Source organism: Leptolyngbya sp. GGD, from assembly GCF_026735145.1.
Taxonomy (GTDB): Bacteria; Cyanobacteriota; Cyanobacteriia; order Leptolyngbyales; family Leptolyngbyaceae; genus Leptolyngbya; species Leptolyngbya boryana.
In genome coordinates this window covers 140867-159353 of record NZ_JAPQKE010000007.1, presented here as the reverse complement: position 1 = coordinate 159353, position 18487 = coordinate 140867, and the positions used below count along the sequence as shown (strand labels likewise).

Below are 18487 nucleotides of genomic sequence, written 5' to 3'. Positions count from 1 at the left end.
CAAGTGCGCTTCAACAGTTGCGCTCAGCTTTTACAACTGCCTCTAACAGCGTTTCCAAGCGATCATCATCTCCATGCTTTATCCCATTAATAAAGAAAGTCGGAGTTTTGATCACGCTACTTTGGATGCCACTTTTAATATCTTCCTGAACGCGCGCCATATGGCAATCACTAGTCATTTCTGCCAGAAATTGATCGACATTGAGGCAAAGCGCGATCGCATACCTGACTAAATCACTATCTGCCAATTGCGCTTGATGATGAAATAAATAGCTGTGCATTTCCCAAAACTTACTTTGTGATGCAGCGGCTTCGGCAGCTTCGGCAGCATGGTAGGCTTCTGGATGCAGACTCGATCTCGGAAAATGACGAAACACAAATCGAATCTGTTCTCCCAACTGCTGCTGAATCAACGGAATAATCTGCTGCGCTGCCCAACAGTGAGGACATTGATAATCGCCATACTCGACCAAGGTGACTTTTGCGATCGAGCTGCCTTGGCAATGATCGCGATCGCTCACAGGGAGGGTAAGACAATTAGGTTCTCTGGATGATGCCATTAGATAAAGACTCACAATATCTTAAATTCAAGTTGTGGCTTCGCCATCGCTAAACATCATCACTTGATCCAGCAGCGAATTGTTTCTCAATCGCTTTGTGATCTTGTCTCCAAGCTGCATAGAATTGAGCAGACATAGGATCTGGAAAAATATCCTCGTGACCTGCTTCAATCCCTGCTAGCACAGCCGCTGCAACATCCGCAGGGCTTGTTTTGCTAAATTCAATGCCCGTAGCCATATCAGTATCTACAGGACCAGGAAAAACAGCATGAACCATAATCCTTTTTTCTGCAACACTAGCTCGTAGAGATTGAGTCATTGACCAAGCTGCCGCTTTAGAAGCATTATAAGCAGCTAATGCAGGCATACTTACAAGCGATACGACCGACAACAGATTCACGATCGCTCCTCCATTGTTCTGCTCAATCACTGGAACCAGCGCACGAGCTACATTTAGCGAGCCGTAAAAATTAGTATTGAACTGACTAGCGATTACCTCCATTGGCACATCAAGGATACTTCCAAAAGCGAGAATCCCAGCGTTATTGATTAAGAGGTTAACATCAGGTGATTGTGCAGGCAGGGTATTGATTAGGCAGGAGTCTGTGACATCAAGTTGGAGAGGGATGACTCGGCTAGTATCCAAACTCGTAACATCTTTGAGCGTATTGATATCACGGGCAGTGGTATAGACTTTCTGAGCGCCTGCCTGTAGCAGAGCGTTGACGAATGCGTAGCCAATACCACGATTTGCGCCTGTTACCAATGCCGTTGCATTTTGGATTTGCATGATCCTATTCCTGTATATAGGTATTCTGAGTCATCACGGTTGAGACAATGATGATGAACTAATTGACGCGATAAACTACTGGACAATTGACAATGAATCCAACGGCTCGAAGGCTGCCACCGTCGAGAGATCGAATATAGCCTTTAGCACCCATATCTTCGATGTGGATGGCATCGCTCATGCGAGCACGGTAGCCTTTTTTGATCGCTTCTTCTGTCCAGACTGCCGGAAAAATCCGCCACATCGGACTGTAATCTAAGTTAATCGTCGGAATGCCACCTAATACATTCAACGGCCCTCGTCTGTCAGTTAATGCACTGTACAAACCTTGTCGATGCGGATTGTCTAAGCCAGTTGCTCCATTGACAAAGACATAAATGCGTTCAGCAGATTCACCAGGAAGTGCATCTTCATGGGCAAAGGGTAAGTCTTCCATGGCAGGGGCGTAGGTTGCAGTCTCCAGCGTAGCGACGACTGAATCGTTGGCTTCAGTAGAGAGATAGAGAATCGGTTTGCTGAAGGTAAATCCGATCGTTAGCTCTAAAGTCACCGTTCCTTCACGCGGACAGATTGCAACCACTTTGTCATGAACTAAATCATGATTCGGCTTGCCATTACAAAAGGCATTAAGCTGATCTTCCGTCTGATTGAATGCCACCATTGGAGCATTGAACAACACATCTTTCGTCGCATTCGTAACTTTGACTAAAGGCGTGTAATTGTTATCGCCTACTGATCCAGGTTGAGCCGCTTGAGGTGGAAAAGGAGCGTTAGCAGCACCTGGTGTAATGCTCAGTTTTGGCTTGAAGTCTACTTTGCCTCGGTTGAATACCCAAGTGCCATCTTTACTGATCGTTGCTGTTCGTTGATTGCGTCCTGTAAACCCGTAAGCAAGCTTGGGTGAATAGTTCACCCCATGCAGGTTAGACAAATTCTCATCTGTTGCATCGGTGATGATAAACCAGGCTGTTTCACCTGAAGCGAGTTTTCCCTTGTGTAAGGGAAGTTTTGCAGTGCCTTTGACCAAATCAACCTGAGCAGATTTCATGAGCAGCACAGGACCTAGAAACGAAGGGTTCACTTCAGATGGAGAAGGCTGCCCAACGACAATCTTGACATCAGGTTGGAGAAAATCGGGCGCGGGGCGTGCTTCTTGGTAGGGGCCAGATTCAATGCCTCGATTAATCACTTCAGCCTGAATTGGAGCAGCATTCAGCGTGACTAAACTTCCGAGTAGTAGAGCAATGTGGTTAGCCCATCTTTGTTTTGACATGATTGGGTTTCCTCAATTTGTGTAATGCTGAGATAACATTTGAAGATAATTCATACTCTACAGAAACTGTTCTGATTCTTTACTACGCCAGACAATGATTGTTTCCCCCCTCAGGCGTTGAGTATTTTCCCCACCCAAATGGGTAGTTGACAGACCAAAGGACTACCCTTCAAGAATTTTTGGAGTTTTTTATGAATCATGAAACCCTCGTTAAAACGATTAACCTGATCATTGCTCCCGTCGTCATGATTACCACTTGTGGGATTATCTTGAATGGGATTATTGCGCGGTATACCTGGCTAAGCGATCGCATTCGTTCTATTCATGAGGAACAGCTTAGCTTGCTAGAGTTGGATCTGACTCAACATCAAGCAAAAGCTGAAAAACTTCACCATCTTGACCATTTGCTGCCCAATCTACTCAAGCACCATCATCAGGTTCATCATGTTTTGGTGCTCGTTTATCTTGCGATTCTGGTCTTTATGCTGGATATGTTGGTGATTGCTTTCGCGATCGCTAACAATAGCGAATGGCTCCAGCAAATTGTCGTGATTGTTTTTTTACTTGGAATTAGCGTTTTGCTCTTGGGGATGGCTCTGATTGCTGATGAGCTAAGATCCTCTCATCAGTTGATTCAGTTGGAAGTTCATCATCAATGTCAGTCCTGCAAAATTAACTTTCGCAAGTAACTACAATTTGATCAATCCTTGCTGAAGAGCATTGACGACTGCGTGAGTTCGATCGCTAGCACCCAGTTTGAGCAGAACATTTGTCACATGGAATTTGACCGTGTTTTCAGTAATCGATAGTTCAGATGAGATCGCCTTGTTATTTTTACCTTGTGCCATCAGCTTCAACACCTCAAACTCACGATCGCTCAAATTTGGGCGTTCCATCCGCGCTGCTAACTTCGTCCCAATTCCTGCTGGCACATACCGCTGTCCATCGTTCACCGCTCGAATCACCTCTAAAATTTCAGGACAAGGGGTGTCTTTGAGCAAATAGGCTTTTGCTCCAGCCCGAAGTCCCTGATAGATATCTTCATCCGTTTCATAGATCGAAAACATGATGATTGCAGCATTGGGAAATTCCGATCGAATCGTCGCGATCGCTTCTACTCCCCCGACTTGTGGCATCCGTAAATCGAGCAGCGTGACATCGGGCTGATGCAATCGGAACTGTTCGATCGCTTCTTTCCCGTTGGTTGCTTCAGCAACGACCTTCATATCCGGTTGGTCATTCAAAATTGCAACTAAACCTTGACTCACAATGGGATGATCATCGGCAATCAGAATTCGGATGGTTTTGGTCAGCATAGGTGAAATAGAGCGTAGATTTAGAATTTATGGAATCACAGGATGGCTCAGAGTGACGGTAATCGTCGTTCCTTCGCTAGGGCGACTGACAAGATGCCAGGATGCACCCATTCGGGCTGCTCTTTGCTGCATCCCCAGTAACCCAAATCCAGCGGTAGACGATTGGGGATCAAAGCCACAGCCGTCATCTTGGATCGTGAGTTGTAAAGTCTGAGGGCAATAGCTGAGGTAAATTTGCACCCTTTGAGCATGGGCATGTCGCAGAGCATTTGTGAGCGATTCTTGGGCAATACGGAGCAAATTTAGTCCTGGATCAGGATGGAGACGATAAGGGATACCATCGATTGTCAGATTAATTGATACGGATGGATCAGAGGGAGTTTGTTCAATAAATTTAGCGATCGCTTGAGCGAGATCCTCATATTCAGTGGTTTCGAGGTAAAGTGTCCAAACCGATCGGCGTGCCTCAGCCAGCCCTTCTTGAGCGATTTTTTGAGCAACCAGCAAATGTGACTGAGCTTTTTCAGGCTGACTGACCGCAAAGTACTGAGCGGCTTGTAACTGCATCAAAATCCCGCCAAAGGCTTGCGCCAAAGTGTCGTGAATTTCCTGTGCCATGCGAGTTCGTTCTTGTAATAGAGCGGTCTGCTGAGCTTCCTGTGCAAGACGGGTCAGTTCTAGAGCGAGGGTGAGCTGTTGTGCTAAAGCATGAGCGAGTTCAATGGTTTGTCCAGGAAAGTGACGATGGGCAAGCAAGTAAATCGACAGCGCTCCAATATTGCTATCTCCGACACTGAGGGGAATATCGAGAAATGGAATCAATCCTGATGAAGTGACATTCAAGATGGAAGCATTGGCAGCACTAAGCACTTGACCTTGCCAGTATGTCAGATGAACTGAAGCTGGCTCTTCTGACTGAGAATAAACCCAGTATTCAATCAAGGGAGAATCGAACTGCTGAGCAATCGCTTTGAGTGTATTTCCAATGAAGCGATCGAGATCTGAATCAGCAGCAAAAGTATCGAGAGATTGCTTCAGGGCTGTATTTGCCTGAGCTAACTCAGTCACTCGTGTTTGTTCAGCTTGCAACATTGTTTTCTGAGTGCGATCGCGTTGAATCGCGCTACCGATACAATCTGCGATCGCCATCAGCACTGAAATTTCAGCAGTACTCACCTGTATCGGCGCTCGATAATAATCCAAACTCAATGCTCCCCACCACTGCCCATTCACGCGAATCGGAACCGCGTAGGTAGACTGGACTTGAACAGAGGCTAACGCGCTGCGTAAAGGCTCGTCCCAGACTTCAGTGAGTCCCCCAAAGCCATCCCCCTCCAGAAAGTACTGTCTCATGAAGTCCAATCCTAGCAAGTCAGCCGGGAGCGAGGTTGAACCAAAAGCAACGCTAATAGGCAGAAACCCAGGGGCAGCCCATTCGTAAATGAATTCGCAGGAATTCAGCAAGGGAGATGAGGACTCAAATCTATTTTCCAGAACTACGACACAATCACAGTCAGTGCCTTCTCCAATAAACTGAAGGGCTGCGTTAACAGCTTGGTCAAAGTCTTCCAATGTCAGTAAAACATTTGCGGCTTTCGCTGTCGCTTTAAACAGGCGATCTCGTTCTCGCTGAGTGAGATTGCGCTGAATTGCACTACCAAGACAGTCAGCGATCGTTCTCAAAACCGCAACTTCACCAGGGCTGAATTGAATGGGGGCGTGGCAGTAATCAAAACACAATATGCCCCACCAATGACCATTAACCCGAATGGGAACCGCATAAGTAGACTGAATTTGAAGCGTCGCTAACCAGCTTCTCAGCGGTTCATCCCATTCCGCCAACACTCCACCAAAGCCATCCATCTCCAGGAAATACTTCTGAAAGAGATCCTCTAGCTCGATGGCTGTGGCAGATTCAATGTTGAAGGAGCTAATTTCAAATCTGGAGTCGAGGCACTTATGAGCTGTACTGAGGTAACGAATTGGCATCAGAGATGAGGCTTCGTAAACATTTTCGAGAATTTCCAGGCGATCGCAACCGATTCCCTCAATCAAAACTGTGAGTGCAGAATCAATCGCCACGTCAATGTTATCTAGCGTTAGCAACACATTGGCTGCTCTGGCAGTCACCTCCAATAGTCGATCGCGCCCTTGTAGCATTCGATTGTATCCTTCTAGGTCAGCAACTCTTTGTTGAGAAGTTTGTTGGTGTTCGTGCTTCAAGCGATTTTGTTGAATCGCGCTGCCAATACAATCTGCGATCGTCATTAAAACTGAAATTTCGGCACTACTCACCTGAATGGGCGAGCGACAATAATCAAGACATAAAGTTCCCCACCACTCGCCATTCACGCGAATCGGAACCGCATAAGCTGACTGGATTTGAACAGAAGCTAAGAGACTGCGAAAGGGTTCATTCCAGACTTCAAGCAGCCCTCCAAAACCGTTTCCTTTGAGAAGATATTTCTCTAAAAATTCTATTCCTAGCAATCCCACCGGAAGAACCGTTGCTCCAAAGGTCTTGCTGAGCAGTAGAAAGCCAGGGGAAGCCCACTCGTAGATGAAATTGCAGATTTCAGGGAATGGAGATGAAGACTCATAAACATTTTCTAAAACAATGGCGAAATCGCAACCGATCCCTTCTCCGATGATGCTCAGCGCAGTATTCACCGCTTCGTCAAAGTTATCTAGAGTGAGTAGAACATGAGCCGCTCTAACAGTGGTTTCCAGAAGGTGATCGCTTCTTTGCGTCATTGAACTAAAAGGGATCAATTAAATCTTAAAGGTACTAAATTCCATCTTAGTTCAATTTTGTAGCTGAAGATGAAAGCGATCGCGCCTAAATTTCAAGCGAGATCGCAATCCCTGTCCCATATCTCTAAAGTTCGCCCGATTTTTCTCGACGTGTGACAAGATAGTGATCATAAGCGGCACAGATCCAAGCCCCGATCAGCATAAACACATTCTTATCCCAGTTCCCCTGATTATTGGGGATCAACCCATCTGGTCCAATCAAACCAAAAGCAATAATAAAACTGAATAGCATGAGCATCATCACGATGCCTGTCCAGCGAACAAATCGATTGATCATAAATGACACGCCCACAATCATTTCAGTTAGAGGCAGGAGATACGCATAGGGCAAAGCAATAATCAGAGGTAGAGGACCAATTCCTTCAAATCCCCATCCCCAGAGCTTGAGCTTGAGTTGTGTCACTGTTTCAAAGAAGCCACCCGGCGCATTGAAGTAAAGATAGTTCGCGATGCCCGACAGCACAAAGAAAAGCCCTAGCAAAAATCGCATTGTCGTCACCGATTGCCGAAATAAACGCTGTTCGCTGCGTAAGCCAGGTTGAGTATGAGTGTCTAAAATCATGAGAGTTCTCCAAATTCTGAGAGTACAAAAGTTTCGTCTCTATCCTTGTTTTTGCTGAAGTCGATCGAGCAATGCGGGCAACTGTGTCGATCGCAAAGTCTGCTCGAACTGGGTCGGTTGAGCAGCACGCCACAGCAAAAGCCCACTACTCATAACCACGATCGCAGCCGCAACATCTCCAACGCGCTGAAGCAATCGCATCGAGGTCAAAGGTTTCAAGCTAGTTCGACTCGGACGCTGAAAGATCTCATCTGTCAGCCAACCTACCGTCGCTTTGAAATTGTGAACATACACGGGGAGGAGTTCTAAATAGGTTCCATGTCGTACTAGATGCCCTGCCCGCCCTGTAATTGGTACTCGATCGAAGAGATTCGCAACGCTCTCGCCTAAACCCAATTTCATCAGTGTTCCTCGTAGCGCGACTGTTGCGGGTTTTGGGGGCTGCCCTTGTGCGATCGCATATAAATTATGTGCGATCGCGGCTCCTTGTTGGTAGGCAACTTGCGCCGTTGCGGGTAGAGGCTTCTCTAACACGGCGCAATCTCCACCCACAAAAACCTCCGGGAAGTCAGGCAGTTGTAGCGTGGGGACAACTCGCAACCGACCTGTGCGATCGCGATTTTCATCCGAAATTGCTAACTGTTGAACTAGAGGATGAAGTCCATTGCCCGCTGTCCAGATCACAGTCGCAGTTTGAAGTACTTTAATCTCATGATTTTGCTCATACTTCAAAGCATCCGGCAATACAGCTTTAACAGCAACGCCTTGAATAATTTCAACAGAAACCTTACGGGTTTGAAGGGCAGTTTGGACAATTTCTCGCAGATGTCCGTTAATGTCATCTTTGAGAATTTCATGGCTACGATTCAACACAACAATCCGAATATCTTTGGGATCACCGTGCAGTCGGTCGTACCATTGGGGCAACAAGTCTGCTAATGTTGCTGCCATTTCTAGTCCAGAAGGGCCTGCTCCTACGATCGCAATCGTCAATAATGTCTGTCGCTGTTCAACGTCTGCTTGAGTTGCCCTTTGCAGACAATCTCGCAACTGTCGCCGCAATGAGATCGCATCCTCACCTGTGCGAAATGCAAAAGTATGAGCTTCTGCTCCTAAAATGTCAAAGTAAGTCGGAACACTACCAAGTCCTAAAACCAAATTGCCATATCGATAGCAAAGTCCTGAAGTGAGCTTAACCGTTCGCGTTTCTAAATCGATCGTTGCAATATCATCCTGCACAAACGTCACACTATCACACTCAAATAACTCGGCATAACGAGGCTGTACTTGAGTATCGGTCATTTCGCCACTCAGGAGTTCATAGAGCAGAGGCTTAAACACAAACCGTTCTGCTCGATCAATCAGTACAATATGATGAGGGTAGCGGCGATGACACAGGTGCAAGGTTGCAAATAGTCCCGTAAAACCAGCGCCCAAAATTACAGTTGGCAGAGTCGTTTCATCCATCTCGATATCCTGCTGCTGTAGGGTGAAGCAATCTTGTTAGAAAGTCCTTTTTACGAGTTTCATTGAGAGAGACAAGTTCTGAATGATGAGTCGTTAAGAAGTTTTGTAGAACAAGCTGAAAATTTGATAAGTAAATCCTCAGCCGATTCTCAGCATCCTCTCAGGTTGAGGTGAATTCACAAATAATGGCGTGTGGCGAACTTGATCAATGGCTTTGAACAAGTCAGACATACAAAAGGGTTTCATCAGCCAAACCATTTCATTGAGTTCAGGCGATAAGACATGACGAGGTTTGGTATCAACTGTCATTACCACAATTGGAACCTGATTCCCGATCGATCTAAGCTGGTGATACGCTCTTGAAGCAGCTTCTCCAGGTAGATCCCAACTCATGATGATGATGTCAGGACATAGCACCTGAGCCGCGATTAATCCGATTTTGGCATGATGTTCGACAATCACCTGATATCCCTCAGCCCTCAGTTCTAGGGCAATGAAGTGAGCGAGATTGATTTGGTCTTCGATAAGAAGCAGGCGCGTTTTCATACTACATTCGCAAATATTGATTCAGTTTCAATCATCTTGTCTCATCAGCCTTCAGAAGTCCTGAGAAGAAGCTTAAAACTGCCTGAATTTAGAGAACTAAATGATGAGAATAAGCTTTGTTTGCAGATCAACGAGTGACTTTCCTTTTCCTCAGCAAATCATTCAGAAATTCTCAGGTTGCGATCAGCAAGTTCTCAGCTTGAACGGTCAAGATAGTGAGCAAGCTTCCTTGAAGCCTTTCGAGAACTTTGATTCTTAGTACTCAACGAGAAACTTATGAGACGATTCATCTATAGCAGCTTATCTGCATTGCTTCTTTCGGCTTCAATCCTCTCTCCAGCTTTAGCATCTGCCCCCAAAATTGAACTGGGTGCATCAGGCAGTATGGTTTTCGATTTTACTGCTCCTTTTATCAGTAGTTCTGGGTTACGCAACGATAGTCATATCATCCAAGTCATGGTGCTTGGGATGTCTCTAGAGGACTTGACGATTTCGATTCCGCCACAAATGAGCAAATTTAGTCAGGTTCAAGTTACCGATGGAGATGGGAAAGCAGTTGCCGCAAAAATTGCCACGAACAAGAAGCAAGTTGCGATCGCATTCGATCAGCCTGTCAATCCAGGGCAACTGCTACAAATCAACATTGTCGGTGTCCAGACTGACCAAGAAGAGGGGGCTATCTTGCTCTACGGATTGACTGGACATCGCACAGGCATTCGAGACGAAATCCCGATCGGCACTGCCAGAATTCAAGTTCCGGGACGGGGTTAACACTCAATCTGATCGCATCTCAAAGAGACTCAAATTGATTCCTACTCTGAATTTTAACTCATGACCGCTATCTCCTTGAACGAATCGAGTGTGCACTCAGAACTGCATCAAAACCTCATGATAGAAGCGGTGTAAACGCTTTTATTGGAGATGGGTGAAGATCCCGATCGAGAAGGGCTACTCAAAACGCCTAAACGAGTGGCAGAAGCCATGCAATTTCTGACAAGCGGCTATCAGCAATCTTTGGAAGAACTGATCAACGGGGCAATTTTTGATGAAGGGCACAGCGAAATGGTCTTAGTTCGAGACATCGATATGTTTAGTCTGTGTGAACATCATCTCTTGCCTTTTGTGGGCCGGGCACATATCGCCTACATTCCAAATCAGAAGGTGGTTGGCTTGAGTAAGTTAGCACGAATTGTCGAAATGTATTCACGCCGCTTGCAGGTACAAGAACGCTTGACTCGTCAGATTGCCGATGCGATTCAAACCGTTCTTGAACCGCAGGGGGTCGCGGTTGTTATCGAAGCAACACATCTTTGTATGACAATGCGTGGTGTACAAAAGTCAGGAGCTTGGACTGTGACCAGTGCGATGGTGGGTGCATTTCAAGATCATGAGAAAACTCGCGAAGAGTTCCTTAGCTTGATTCGTCATCAACCCGCATTTTGGTAATGAAGAGTGAATTCGGTTCAATGTCCATTCTGCGCAAATTTGGTTCTGCGCCATGTTAATAAGCATGGTATCTACTGGTTCTGTCGGCGTTGTTATCAAGAAGTACCGATTCTGAACTTGAATTGTTCTACACAGATGCAAGAGAGAGCAGTATCAGACTCTAAGCCGTTGAAAACCCTTTTTTAATCTTCCAATTCATCAGGTATGGTCAAAATCGCGGCAGAAGAACAGCGACTAGAAGAAGCACGATCGTGTCAGGTGCATTGTGCAGATGGGATTCGTATCTCAGCGATCGTAGTTTTTAGAGTCCTTTAAATCCGATTCCATTCTCAACTTCCATCGGTTCCACCTGCGCTAAATTTCTGCGGTGAGCCATCTGTAAGCTTCCAATTTGACTCAGCAATAACCCAAGCAAAATCACACTCCCACCAATATACTGAGCTTGAGTCGGAGCTTCATCGAGAATCCAGTAAGCCGCAAAAACTCCTACAATCGGCGTAAATGAACTGATGAGTGAAGCGGTCGAAACGGTGGATGCTCTCAAGCCACGAACCCAAAATGATTGTCCTAGAACAACAATAATTGCACCATAGATCAGCATCCATCGCCACAAAAATGGAGAGAAGATCTCGACAAAATGATGACTGCCATATAGACCCAAGGCTGCAAAGAAAAAGACGATCGTGCCTAATGCAGTCCGGAAGATTCCATAAATTGCTGTCGGAACTTCACTCAGCCACTTTTTACTAATAATCGTTGAGATTGCCAGCGAGCTCGCACCCATCACTGCCAAGCTTTCACCTACTCCTGCGAGTCTAAAACTCATCCCCTGTAAGGATGGCTGCAAAAAAATCGTCAAAAGAACACCCATTAATGCCAGGGTTGTTCCGATCACCTCCCAGCGAGTTGAGCGTTCCCGCAGCAGCCATATCGAAAGTGCTAAAGTTAATGGCGGTTCCAATCGCCCAATCAGCACAACATTGTTTACCTGCGTCAAGGCCAAGGCTTGAAAAAATAAAGCGGGCGCGATCGCACCCGACAGAATCGCAACAAGTGTAAGATTTAACCAGTTTCGCTGCGATAATTGTCTTAGATTTGCGCGATTCCACTGCCGCCCGTACAGGATCAATAAAACGAGTAGCGCACAGAGATTTCCAACAAACAAAACATTGCACAATGAGATCGGATTGTGCCCATCCATGAAGTGTTGAGCGCCAAGTTCGGTCAACTTACGCGTCACAGCGCTAGACGCTCCGAAGATCAGCACAGCCAGCCAGAGATAGAGTTGCCCTGGAATTTTACGCTGAGATGGAGTCTTGTTTAAATTTGTCACGATCGTAGTTCCGAATAAAGCACATACTAAAAATCCGAACTAGCGATAAAACCTCCTACTAGGGATTTTATCACCAGTCCAGAATATCTTCTAGCAACAAGGGAATCATTGGTGCAATGCAACAGAGTATCCCCGACATACAATGCGATTATTTGACTTCGCTAGCCGGAAACTGTGCAACTCTACCTGCTTTTACAGCAACGACAACATCATAAGTTGCACAATAGGAAAAGGTGATATTGTTTGCCTTGTTGTAAAGATTGACAACCATTCCTGCACCTCCAGGTTGCACTCCCAGAGGTTCTAGATCGCCAAAAAAGTATCGTCTCAGTTCATCGCCACCCCCAAACTGCCCTTTATGCTGGGTTACCCTAGCAATTTTTTGTTGAACAGTTAACCCAGTACTATCTTTCATTTCTGCGGCAGATGCCTGCACCAACTGAGGACTCAATGTTTTCAGTGGAGCATCCCATAGCGTAACTACGCCAATCAAGGTTGCTGTTGTTAACAAAGCGGAAAATTTCATCTTGGTCATTTTGGTGAGTTCCTTATACGTCCACTCAACTCCAGCATAAGTAGCAATCCTGAGTAGAAGCTGAGATTTGCTTAAAAACTCTCTGAGTTTTTCTGTAGAAAAGATTCAACGTTTTTTCTAAGTCCTCAGTCAATTCTCATGGTCTTATCAGACCTCATTCAGGTAGATTTGTCATGCTGATCTGATATCAACCCGTTGAGGATGTCACACAATGAAACGTTTTCTACAAATATCATTCCTGCTGATGCTGTTCTCTAGTTTCTCAGGAGCAAGCGCGATCGCTCAAACTAAGGAAGCGATGAACATGACAATCGCTCAAGAAGTCATTAGACTTACACCCGCCGATCTTGCTACCTTTGCTTATCGAGGATATTTCAAAAGTCAGGGAATCAGTGGTTATGGGGGACTGATTCAAGATCACTCTTCAGGGAAAGTCTCAAACAAAGATATCGTACAAGCTGCGATCGCAATGCATCTACTCCCCGATTCCACGTTAAACAATCGTAGCTACTTGAATGCTTTGGATAATCAACTGCGAGAAATCAATCTGCATTGAGAATGAGTTAGGATGATTTTCAATCTCTCAGCCAACTTTAAGCTGACTCTCAGACTCTCTAAAGCTTCGTACTTCATCCTAGGAAAATGCAATCTTATTACTCTACAGTCCGTTGCATTCAGCCATCCTTTGTATCTGGGAGAATCCTATGAAACGGTTTGCCTTAGTTAGCTTCTCTACGATCGCGTTAACCATTGCAGCAAGCCTTCCTGCTACTGCAACGGCTCCTGTAATTTTGCCTCAGTCTGCGATGTCATTTAGCTTCAATGCTCCTTTTGTTAGTAGCTCTGGGCTTCAGGGTGAACATCACCTGATTCGTGTTATGGTACTTGGAATGTCTCTCGAAGATTTGATGGTGCTGATTCCTCCACAAATGGCAAAATTCAGTAGCATCATTGTCAAAGACGAATCAGGTAAAACGATCCCTGCAAAGATCAGCCGGGCTGAAAGCAGAGTGGCAGTCGTCTTCGATCAGCCTGTGGCTCCAGGGCGTACGATCGAGCTTGATTTTACCAATGGAGATACTGCAATGGAACAAGGCGAGATCTTGCTCTACCGTATCACAGCGAAACAGGCTGGCATTAATACGGAAATTCCAATTGGCACAGCCCGAATTCAAGTTCCAAGCCATCAATAATTGAGTTGTTTCCACGTTTGCACCAATGTTGGACAAAGCCCTAGACTTATGGCTTTGTCCATTTTTTGAAAATTAGTTCGACACTTTCCGCGGCTCTTTGTATGACTACAACTTTTGTATGATTACAACTTTTCAAGAGCCTGAGCGAGACTTCTGTCATTAGATCTCACTCACCCAGTCTCACACTTAGAATCGTATAGATGATGAGCTAAGCTCATCCATCCTCCCAAAACGTTAGCTCTATCCATTAGAAAAATTACAATATCACTACATTCTAGATGTTTTCAGGAAATTCTCAGGAAACACTCATTTTTGCGCTGCATACTCTGACATATCGCAATCTAAGAGTGAAGTAGAAAGATGAAGCAGTACGCCCGATCGATGTTTCTAGGGTTTAATCGGAACAATCTACAACTCCCCCAATCCGCCACTTTGATCATGCTAGGCGTTGTTGCGATCTCAGCACTCATCGTTACTGCTTGGTTTGCTGGGCAGGGGACAATTCCGACGTTATTTGAGCGGCTAAATCAGATTCAGCAGACTCCGCCGGGTTGGTTGATGGTTCCGATGGTAGCTGGCGAGTATCTTTTGGCTTGGGCAGTACTCTTAACGTTCCTAGTCTTCGCGATTACAAAGATTTCGCCACGTCCTCAGCCCTGGTCGAGAGTACTTGTGGTGGCTGTTTTGGGGATTTTGATGATTCGCTATTTTGTTTGGCGATCGCTGTCTACGCTCAATTTTAGTAATCCGTTGGATGGTGTTTTTAGCCTGGGGTTATTCTTGTTAGAACTCCTTATCCTGAGTGGCAGCATGATTCAGCTTATCCTGTTGCTAAGAGTCAGAGATAGAAAGCCAGAAGCAGATCAACTGTCGATCGCAGTTCTAAACCAGAGCTATGTGCCTCATGTCGATATCTTGATTCCCACTTATAACGAGCCAGCGTTTATCTTGAGACGCACAATCATAGGGTGTCAAGCATTAAAGTATCCTGCTAAAAGTGTGTATTTGCTCGACGATCATAGACGACCTGCAATCAGAGATCTCTGTCTCGAACTTGGCTGTCAGTACCTCACTCGACCAGATAATCGGCATGCAAAAGCAGGGAACCTAAATCATGCCATTCCTCAAACAAGTGGTGAACTGATCGCCGTCTTTGATGCTGATTTTATTCCGACTCAGAACTTTCTCACTCGTACAGTCGGCTTTTTTCAAGATTCAACAGTCGGCCTAGTCCAAACCCCACAGACATTTTACAATGCTGATCCAATTGCTCGAAACCTTGGATTAGAAGATATTCTAACACCAGAAGAGGAAGTCTTTTATCGGCAAATTCAACCTATTCGGGATGCTGCTGGGGGCGTTATCTGTGCTGGAACTTCGTTTGTAGTGCGGCGCTCTGCTTTGATTGAAGCAGGATATTTTTTTACAGGAGCCTTGAGCGAAGACTACTATACCGGAATTCGATTAGCTGCGAAAGGCTATCGATTGATCTATCTCAATGAAAAATTGAGCGCAGGTCTTGCAGCAGAGAGTATTGCAGCCCAAGCGCTTCAGAGATTACGGTGGGCACGAGGGACGCTGCAAGCTTTTTTTGTCGATGCAAATCCACTCACAATTAAAGGATTGCGTCCGATGCAACGGCTTGCTCATTTAGAGGGAATTTTGCATTGGTTTACCAGTCTTTCGCGCGTTGGATTTCTCTTGTTTCCCATTGCTTATGCGTTTTTGCACATCATTCCAGTCAGAGCGACAAATGCTGAAATTTTGTATTACTTTCTGCCGTTTTACCTCGTTCAGATCACAACTTTCTCTTGGCTCAATCATCGATCTCGGTCTGCTTTCCTAGCAGATCTTTATGCTTTGGTACTTGCGTTTCCACTGGCTTTGACTGTGATTCAAGTGATGCTTAATCCTTTTGGGCAGGAATTTCGGGTGACTCCTAAAGGAACGAGTCGCGATCGCTTTCAGTTTAACTGGAGACTGGCTGCACCTTTGATCATCTTTTTCGTCGCAACTGCAATGAGTTTGTGGATGAACTTAGGCTATGCGATTCTAATGGGAGCATGGCAGCCGATGACAGACGATATTGCGAATCAGATGAAAGGGGTCGATCTCGGTTGGATCTGGAGCGTTTTTAATCTACTCACGCTCAGCATTGCATTGCTGATTCTAATTGATGTGCCTCGACCTCACGCTTATGATGAGTTCGATCTGCGTCGTACTCTCAAGGTACAGATTGGGGATCAAGTCAGATGGGGCTTTACGACAGGAATTTCAGAAGTTGGAGCAACGATCGCGATAACTCAACAAATTACTCCAAAAGATTCTCGAATTCAAGTAGACTTTCTAGAAGAGGATCTTACACTGCCAGCACAGGTCACTCAAGTAGAAGATTGCCCTTCAAACAGTGAGTTTCCGTTCTTGCACATTCACTTTGAACCCCTCTCACTTGAACAGGAGCGATGTTTGATCCAAATGCTATATTGCCGTCCTGGACAGTGGCGTAGTCAATGTGCTCCGGGAGAACTGCGATCGCTCTGGCTACTCTTTCAGGTTTTACTGAAACCTCGTGTGATCTTCGATCGAACTGCAAGAGCGAGCATAGTTTCTGTGGCTCAAGTATCGCCTTAGCTATCAACTCAGGTTAATGCTTGAAAATATAGTCCTAATGAACATTTGCCCCAACTTTCAGCCCTGAGCAAGTGACTGTGATTAATGATGGGACTTTAATCACGGGTAAATCCTAATCTTCTCGCAAAGCGTAGCCAACTCCTCGTATCGTATGAATTAAGCGGGGTTCGTGCGATCCTTCTAGCTTCAAGCGCAAATATCGAACATACACCTCAATGATGTTAGAGTCTCCAACAAAATCATATCCCCATACTGTTTCGAGAATTTGATCGCGCGTCAGAACTTGGCGAGGATGCCGCAAAAAGTACTCTAGTAAATCAAACTCTTTTGCGGTTAATTCAATCGATCGTCCTCCCCGATAAACCTCTCGTGTTTTGTGGTTGAGCCTTAACGTTCCAAACTGCAAGACTTCTTCATCCGTCTCTTGATTTCGACGCAAATGAGCGCGAACTCTCGCAATCAATTCCTCAATGCTAAAGGGCTTAACAACATAATCATCTGCTCCAGCATCCAGTCCTGCAACCCGATCACCCACTTCGTCTTTTGCAGTCAAAAAGATGATCGGTGCTTTAAACCCAGTCGATCGCAATCGGCGGCAAAGTTCAATTCCTGATAGACCCGGTAGCATCCAATCGAGCAACGCCAAGTCAGGAGATATTTCACGAGCCAGCATTAATCCATTCATGCCATCGTGGGCAACACTCACCTGATAGCCTTCACTTTCTAACTCCAGGGCAATAAACCGTGCAAGTTGCACCTCGTCTTCGACAATCAGAATGTGGGGAATGCTCATGCTCATCGTCCTAATATCGGTAAGGTCAATGTGAAGGTTGTGCCAACCCCAGGCTCAGAATCGAGAGAAAGCGTGCCTCCCATCTTTTCGATCAAAGTCTTGACGATCGCAAGTCCTAGTCCTGTTCCTCCCGTTGCTCGACTACGCGAGGGATCAATGCGATGAAAAGGTTCAAAAATCATCACTTGATCGGATGGAGGAATCCCTTCACCACGATCGATCACTTGAATCACTGCGAAATTGTCAACTTGCTTGAGTCGAATCAGAACCGGTGAATTGGGATCAGAATATCGAACCGCATTTTGGATGAGATGATCTAGCACCTGCATTAAGTAATCCCGATGCGTCTGCACTCGAATAGGCATCGGAGCGATTTCAGTCTGAATATTCGGATGATCAAACTTTTCTGTCATGCTGGAAATGTCCCGCACAAATTCATTGAGAATGAGTGGTTCTTGAGCAAGAGTACTATCAAAACTTTCCGCTCGTGCGAGACTAATTAAATCCTGTAAAATCAGCGTCATCCGCTCGGCTTCCGAAGTCGCCATTTCAAGACTTTCTTGCTGAGACACGGATAGATTGGGGATTCGTCTGACGGTACGTTGAAGATAACCATAGACCGTACTTAACGGCGATCGCAGTTCATGAGCCACATCGCTGATAAATTGACGCTGCTGGTGTTTAACGGCTGCTCGCTGGCTGAGGAGTTCATCCCATGCCTGTGCTAAAGTCCGAATCTCGCTAGGGGCAGCACGTGCATTAAAGGTCGTTAACTGAGCAACAGTAGTTGTCGTTTGCACCCAATACTGAAATTGCTTCAAGGGACGGAGGAGTAGCCAAATCCCCCCTAGAATCGTGGCAGCCATTGCGCTGATCACAAGCAGACTGAGTGTTGCGAGTTGTTCTGTAATCGTTAAGAATTGCGCGATCGTCAGTTGCTCGGAGTGCATCATTAGCACCGTTTGGATGCTCCAATGACTGAACAATTTATAGCTAGCAAGTGCGATCGCGCAAATCACAATCACTACGACCATCAGCCGAACCTGTAATGAGGCGAAATCAAGCCATTTTCGCCTTCTACTCCACCGATTTGAACCTTGACCCAGCGGATTCATCGACTTCACTCATTACCTAGAGAGGATTCATTCCACATTAAGCTGAAATGCTCAAAATGCGGCTAATGATATGAAATTCTTGAGATACGGTTACTCGACAAAACTCAGCGACTT

The 18487-nt window shown here is 45.7% G+C and carries 18 protein-coding genes; 6 read left to right on the top strand and 12 right to left on the bottom strand.

Annotated features, from left to right (window positions below):
* Positions 1 to 10: 10 nt before the first annotated feature.
* Genes OU814_RS25265 through OU814_RS25255 form a run of 3 tightly spaced genes read right to left on the bottom strand, consistent with a single transcriptional unit; the run spans position 11 to position 2622 of the window.
* Positions 11 to 559, bottom strand: coding sequence for a DsbA family protein (locus OU814_RS25265; protein WP_017285537.1), 549 nt, complete (start codon positions 557 to 559; stop codon positions 11 to 13).
* A gap of 49 nt (positions 560 to 608) precedes the next feature.
* Positions 609 to 1349 carry an SDR family oxidoreductase gene (locus OU814_RS25260; protein ID WP_268242479.1) on the bottom strand — a complete coding sequence of 247 codons (741 nt, stop codon included), beginning with the start codon at positions 1347 to 1349 and terminating at the stop codon, positions 609 to 611.
* A gap of 58 nt (positions 1350 to 1407) precedes the next feature.
* A complete protein-coding gene (locus tag OU814_RS25255; protein ID WP_268242478.1) occupies positions 1408 to 2622 on the bottom strand; it encodes a hypothetical protein in 1215 nt (404 codons plus the stop codon).
* Positions 2623 to 2813: 191 nt separating this feature from the next.
* Here OU814_RS25255 and OU814_RS25250 point away from each other — a divergent pair, with 191 nt between their 5' ends.
* Positions 2814 to 3311, top strand: a complete 498-nt coding sequence (locus OU814_RS25250) for a DUF2721 domain-containing protein (RefSeq protein ID WP_190650024.1) — start codon at positions 2814 to 2816, stop codon at positions 3309 to 3311.
* On the opposite strand, the gene OU814_RS25245 is transcribed toward OU814_RS25250, so the two are convergent.
* The 5 genes from OU814_RS25245 to OU814_RS25225 form a co-directional block, all read right to left on the bottom strand.
* Positions 3312 to 3938, bottom strand: coding sequence for a response regulator (locus OU814_RS25245; protein WP_017285532.1), 627 nt, complete (start codon positions 3936 to 3938; stop codon positions 3312 to 3314). It abuts the gene before it with no gap.
* A 27-nt stretch (positions 3939 to 3965) separates the two neighbouring features.
* Positions 3966 to 6692, bottom strand: coding sequence for a GAF domain-containing protein (locus OU814_RS25240; RefSeq protein WP_268242477.1), 2727 nt, complete (start codon positions 6690 to 6692; stop codon positions 3966 to 3968).
* 124 nt (positions 6693 to 6816) lie between these two features.
* Positions 6817 to 7314 (bottom strand): MauE/DoxX family redox-associated membrane protein, encoded by a 498-nt coding sequence (locus OU814_RS25235; protein WP_268242476.1) that lies wholly within the window; start codon positions 7312 to 7314, stop codon positions 6817 to 6819.
* A gap of 39 nt (positions 7315 to 7353) precedes the next feature.
* Positions 7354 to 8781: an NAD(P)/FAD-dependent oxidoreductase gene (locus tag OU814_RS25230; protein WP_268242475.1), complete on the bottom strand. Its 1428-nt coding sequence runs from the start codon at positions 8779 to 8781 to the stop codon at positions 7354 to 7356.
* 138 nt (positions 8782 to 8919) lie between these two features.
* Positions 8920 to 9327 carry a response regulator transcription factor gene (locus OU814_RS25225; protein ID WP_017285528.1) on the bottom strand — a complete coding sequence of 136 codons (408 nt, stop codon included), beginning with the start codon at positions 9325 to 9327 and terminating at the stop codon, positions 8920 to 8922.
* Positions 9328 to 9603: 276 nt separating this feature from the next.
* On the opposite strand from OU814_RS25225, the gene OU814_RS25220 reads away from it, so the two are divergent.
* Both OU814_RS25220 and folE read left to right on the top strand, forming a co-directional pair.
* Entirely contained in the window at positions 9604 to 10098 is a 495-nt protein-coding gene (locus tag OU814_RS25220; RefSeq protein ID WP_268242474.1) for a hypothetical protein, read from the top strand.
* A 144-nt stretch (positions 10099 to 10242) separates the two neighbouring features.
* Complete coding sequence (gene folE, locus OU814_RS25215; RefSeq protein WP_442786152.1) at positions 10243 to 10773, top strand: GTP cyclohydrolase I FolE; 531 nt, start codon at positions 10243 to 10245, stop codon at positions 10771 to 10773.
* A 301-nt stretch (positions 10774 to 11074) separates the two neighbouring features.
* Here the strand turns inward: folE and OU814_RS25210 are convergent, their stop codons facing one another.
* Positions 11075 to 12106, bottom strand: a complete 1032-nt coding sequence (locus OU814_RS25210) for a DMT family transporter (RefSeq protein ID WP_268242473.1) — start codon at positions 12104 to 12106, stop codon at positions 11075 to 11077.
* Positions 12107 to 12254: 148 nt separating this feature from the next.
* Positions 12255 to 12641: a hypothetical protein gene (locus OU814_RS25205; protein ID WP_268242472.1), complete on the bottom strand. Its 387-nt coding sequence runs from the start codon at positions 12639 to 12641 to the stop codon at positions 12255 to 12257.
* A gap of 211 nt (positions 12642 to 12852) precedes the next feature.
* Between OU814_RS25205 and OU814_RS25200 the strand changes: the two genes are divergently transcribed.
* From OU814_RS25200 to OU814_RS25190, 3 genes are all read left to right on the top strand, one after another.
* Complete coding sequence (locus tag OU814_RS25200; protein ID WP_268242471.1) at positions 12853 to 13197, top strand: hypothetical protein; 345 nt, start codon at positions 12853 to 12855, stop codon at positions 13195 to 13197.
* A 148-nt stretch (positions 13198 to 13345) separates the two neighbouring features.
* A complete protein-coding gene (locus tag OU814_RS25195) occupies positions 13346 to 13834 on the top strand; it encodes a hypothetical protein (protein WP_268242470.1) in 489 nt (162 codons plus the stop codon).
* Positions 13835 to 14194: 360 nt separating this feature from the next.
* On the top strand, positions 14195 to 16465 hold the full coding sequence (locus OU814_RS25190; protein ID WP_268242469.1) for a glycosyltransferase: 2271 nt from the start codon (positions 14195 to 14197) through the stop codon (positions 16463 to 16465).
* Positions 16466 to 16577: 112 nt separating this feature from the next.
* Here the strand turns inward: OU814_RS25190 and OU814_RS25185 are convergent, their stop codons facing one another.
* Positions 16578 to 17264 carry a response regulator transcription factor gene (locus OU814_RS25185; protein ID WP_316425596.1) on the bottom strand — a complete coding sequence of 229 codons (687 nt, stop codon included), beginning with the start codon at positions 17262 to 17264 and terminating at the stop codon, positions 16578 to 16580.
* Complete coding sequence (locus tag OU814_RS25180; RefSeq protein WP_268242468.1) at positions 17261 to 18292, bottom strand: sensor histidine kinase; 1032 nt, start codon at positions 18290 to 18292, stop codon at positions 17261 to 17263. The genes OU814_RS25185 and OU814_RS25180 overlap by 4 nt, the downstream gene beginning before the upstream one ends.
* Between the last annotated feature and the right edge of the window lie 195 nt (positions 18293 to 18487).

Excerpts from the sequence above, each read along its gene's own strand:
- OU814_RS25265 (WP_017285537.1), bottom strand. The coding sequence starts at position 559 with ATGGCATCATCCAGAGAACCTAATTGTCTTACCCTCCCTGTGAGCGAT.
- OU814_RS25260 (WP_268242479.1), bottom strand. The coding sequence starts at position 1,349 with ATGCAAATCCAAAATGCAACGGCATTGGTAACAGGCGCAAATCGTGGT.
- OU814_RS25255 (WP_268242478.1), bottom strand. The coding sequence starts at position 2,622 with ATGTCAAAACAAAGATGGGCTAACCACATTGCTCTACTACTCGGAAGT.
- OU814_RS25250 (WP_190650024.1), top strand. The coding sequence starts at position 2,814 with ATGAATCATGAAACCCTCGTTAAAACGATTAACCTGATCATTGCTCCC.
- OU814_RS25245 (WP_017285532.1), bottom strand. The coding sequence starts at position 3,938 with ATGCTGACCAAAACCATCCGAATTCTGATTGCCGATGATCATCCCATT.
- OU814_RS25240 (WP_268242477.1), bottom strand. The coding sequence starts at position 6,692 with ATGACGCAAAGAAGCGATCACCTTCTGGAAACCACTGTTAGAGCGGCT.
- OU814_RS25235 (WP_268242476.1), bottom strand. The coding sequence starts at position 7,314 with ATGATTTTAGACACTCATACTCAACCTGGCTTACGCAGCGAACAGCGT.
- OU814_RS25230 (WP_268242475.1), bottom strand. The coding sequence starts at position 8,781 with ATGGATGAAACGACTCTGCCAACTGTAATTTTGGGCGCTGGTTTTACG.
- OU814_RS25225 (WP_017285528.1), bottom strand. The coding sequence starts at position 9,327 with ATGAAAACGCGCCTGCTTCTTATCGAAGACCAAATCAATCTCGCTCAC.
- OU814_RS25220 (WP_268242474.1), top strand. The coding sequence starts at position 9,604 with ATGAGACGATTCATCTATAGCAGCTTATCTGCATTGCTTCTTTCGGCT.
- OU814_RS25205 (WP_268242472.1), bottom strand. The coding sequence starts at position 12,641 with ATGACCAAGATGAAATTTTCCGCTTTGTTAACAACAGCAACCTTGATT.
- OU814_RS25200 (WP_268242471.1), top strand. The coding sequence starts at position 12,853 with ATGAAACGTTTTCTACAAATATCATTCCTGCTGATGCTGTTCTCTAGT.
- OU814_RS25195 (WP_268242470.1), top strand. The coding sequence starts at position 13,346 with ATGAAACGGTTTGCCTTAGTTAGCTTCTCTACGATCGCGTTAACCATT.
- OU814_RS25190 (WP_268242469.1), top strand. The coding sequence starts at position 14,195 with ATGAAGCAGTACGCCCGATCGATGTTTCTAGGGTTTAATCGGAACAAT.
- OU814_RS25185 (WP_316425596.1), bottom strand. The coding sequence starts at position 17,264 with ATGAGCATGAGCATTCCCCACATTCTGATTGTCGAAGACGAGGTGCAA.
- OU814_RS25180 (WP_268242468.1), bottom strand. The coding sequence starts at position 18,292 with ATGGTCGTAGTGATTGTGATTTGCGCGATCGCACTTGCTAGCTATAAA.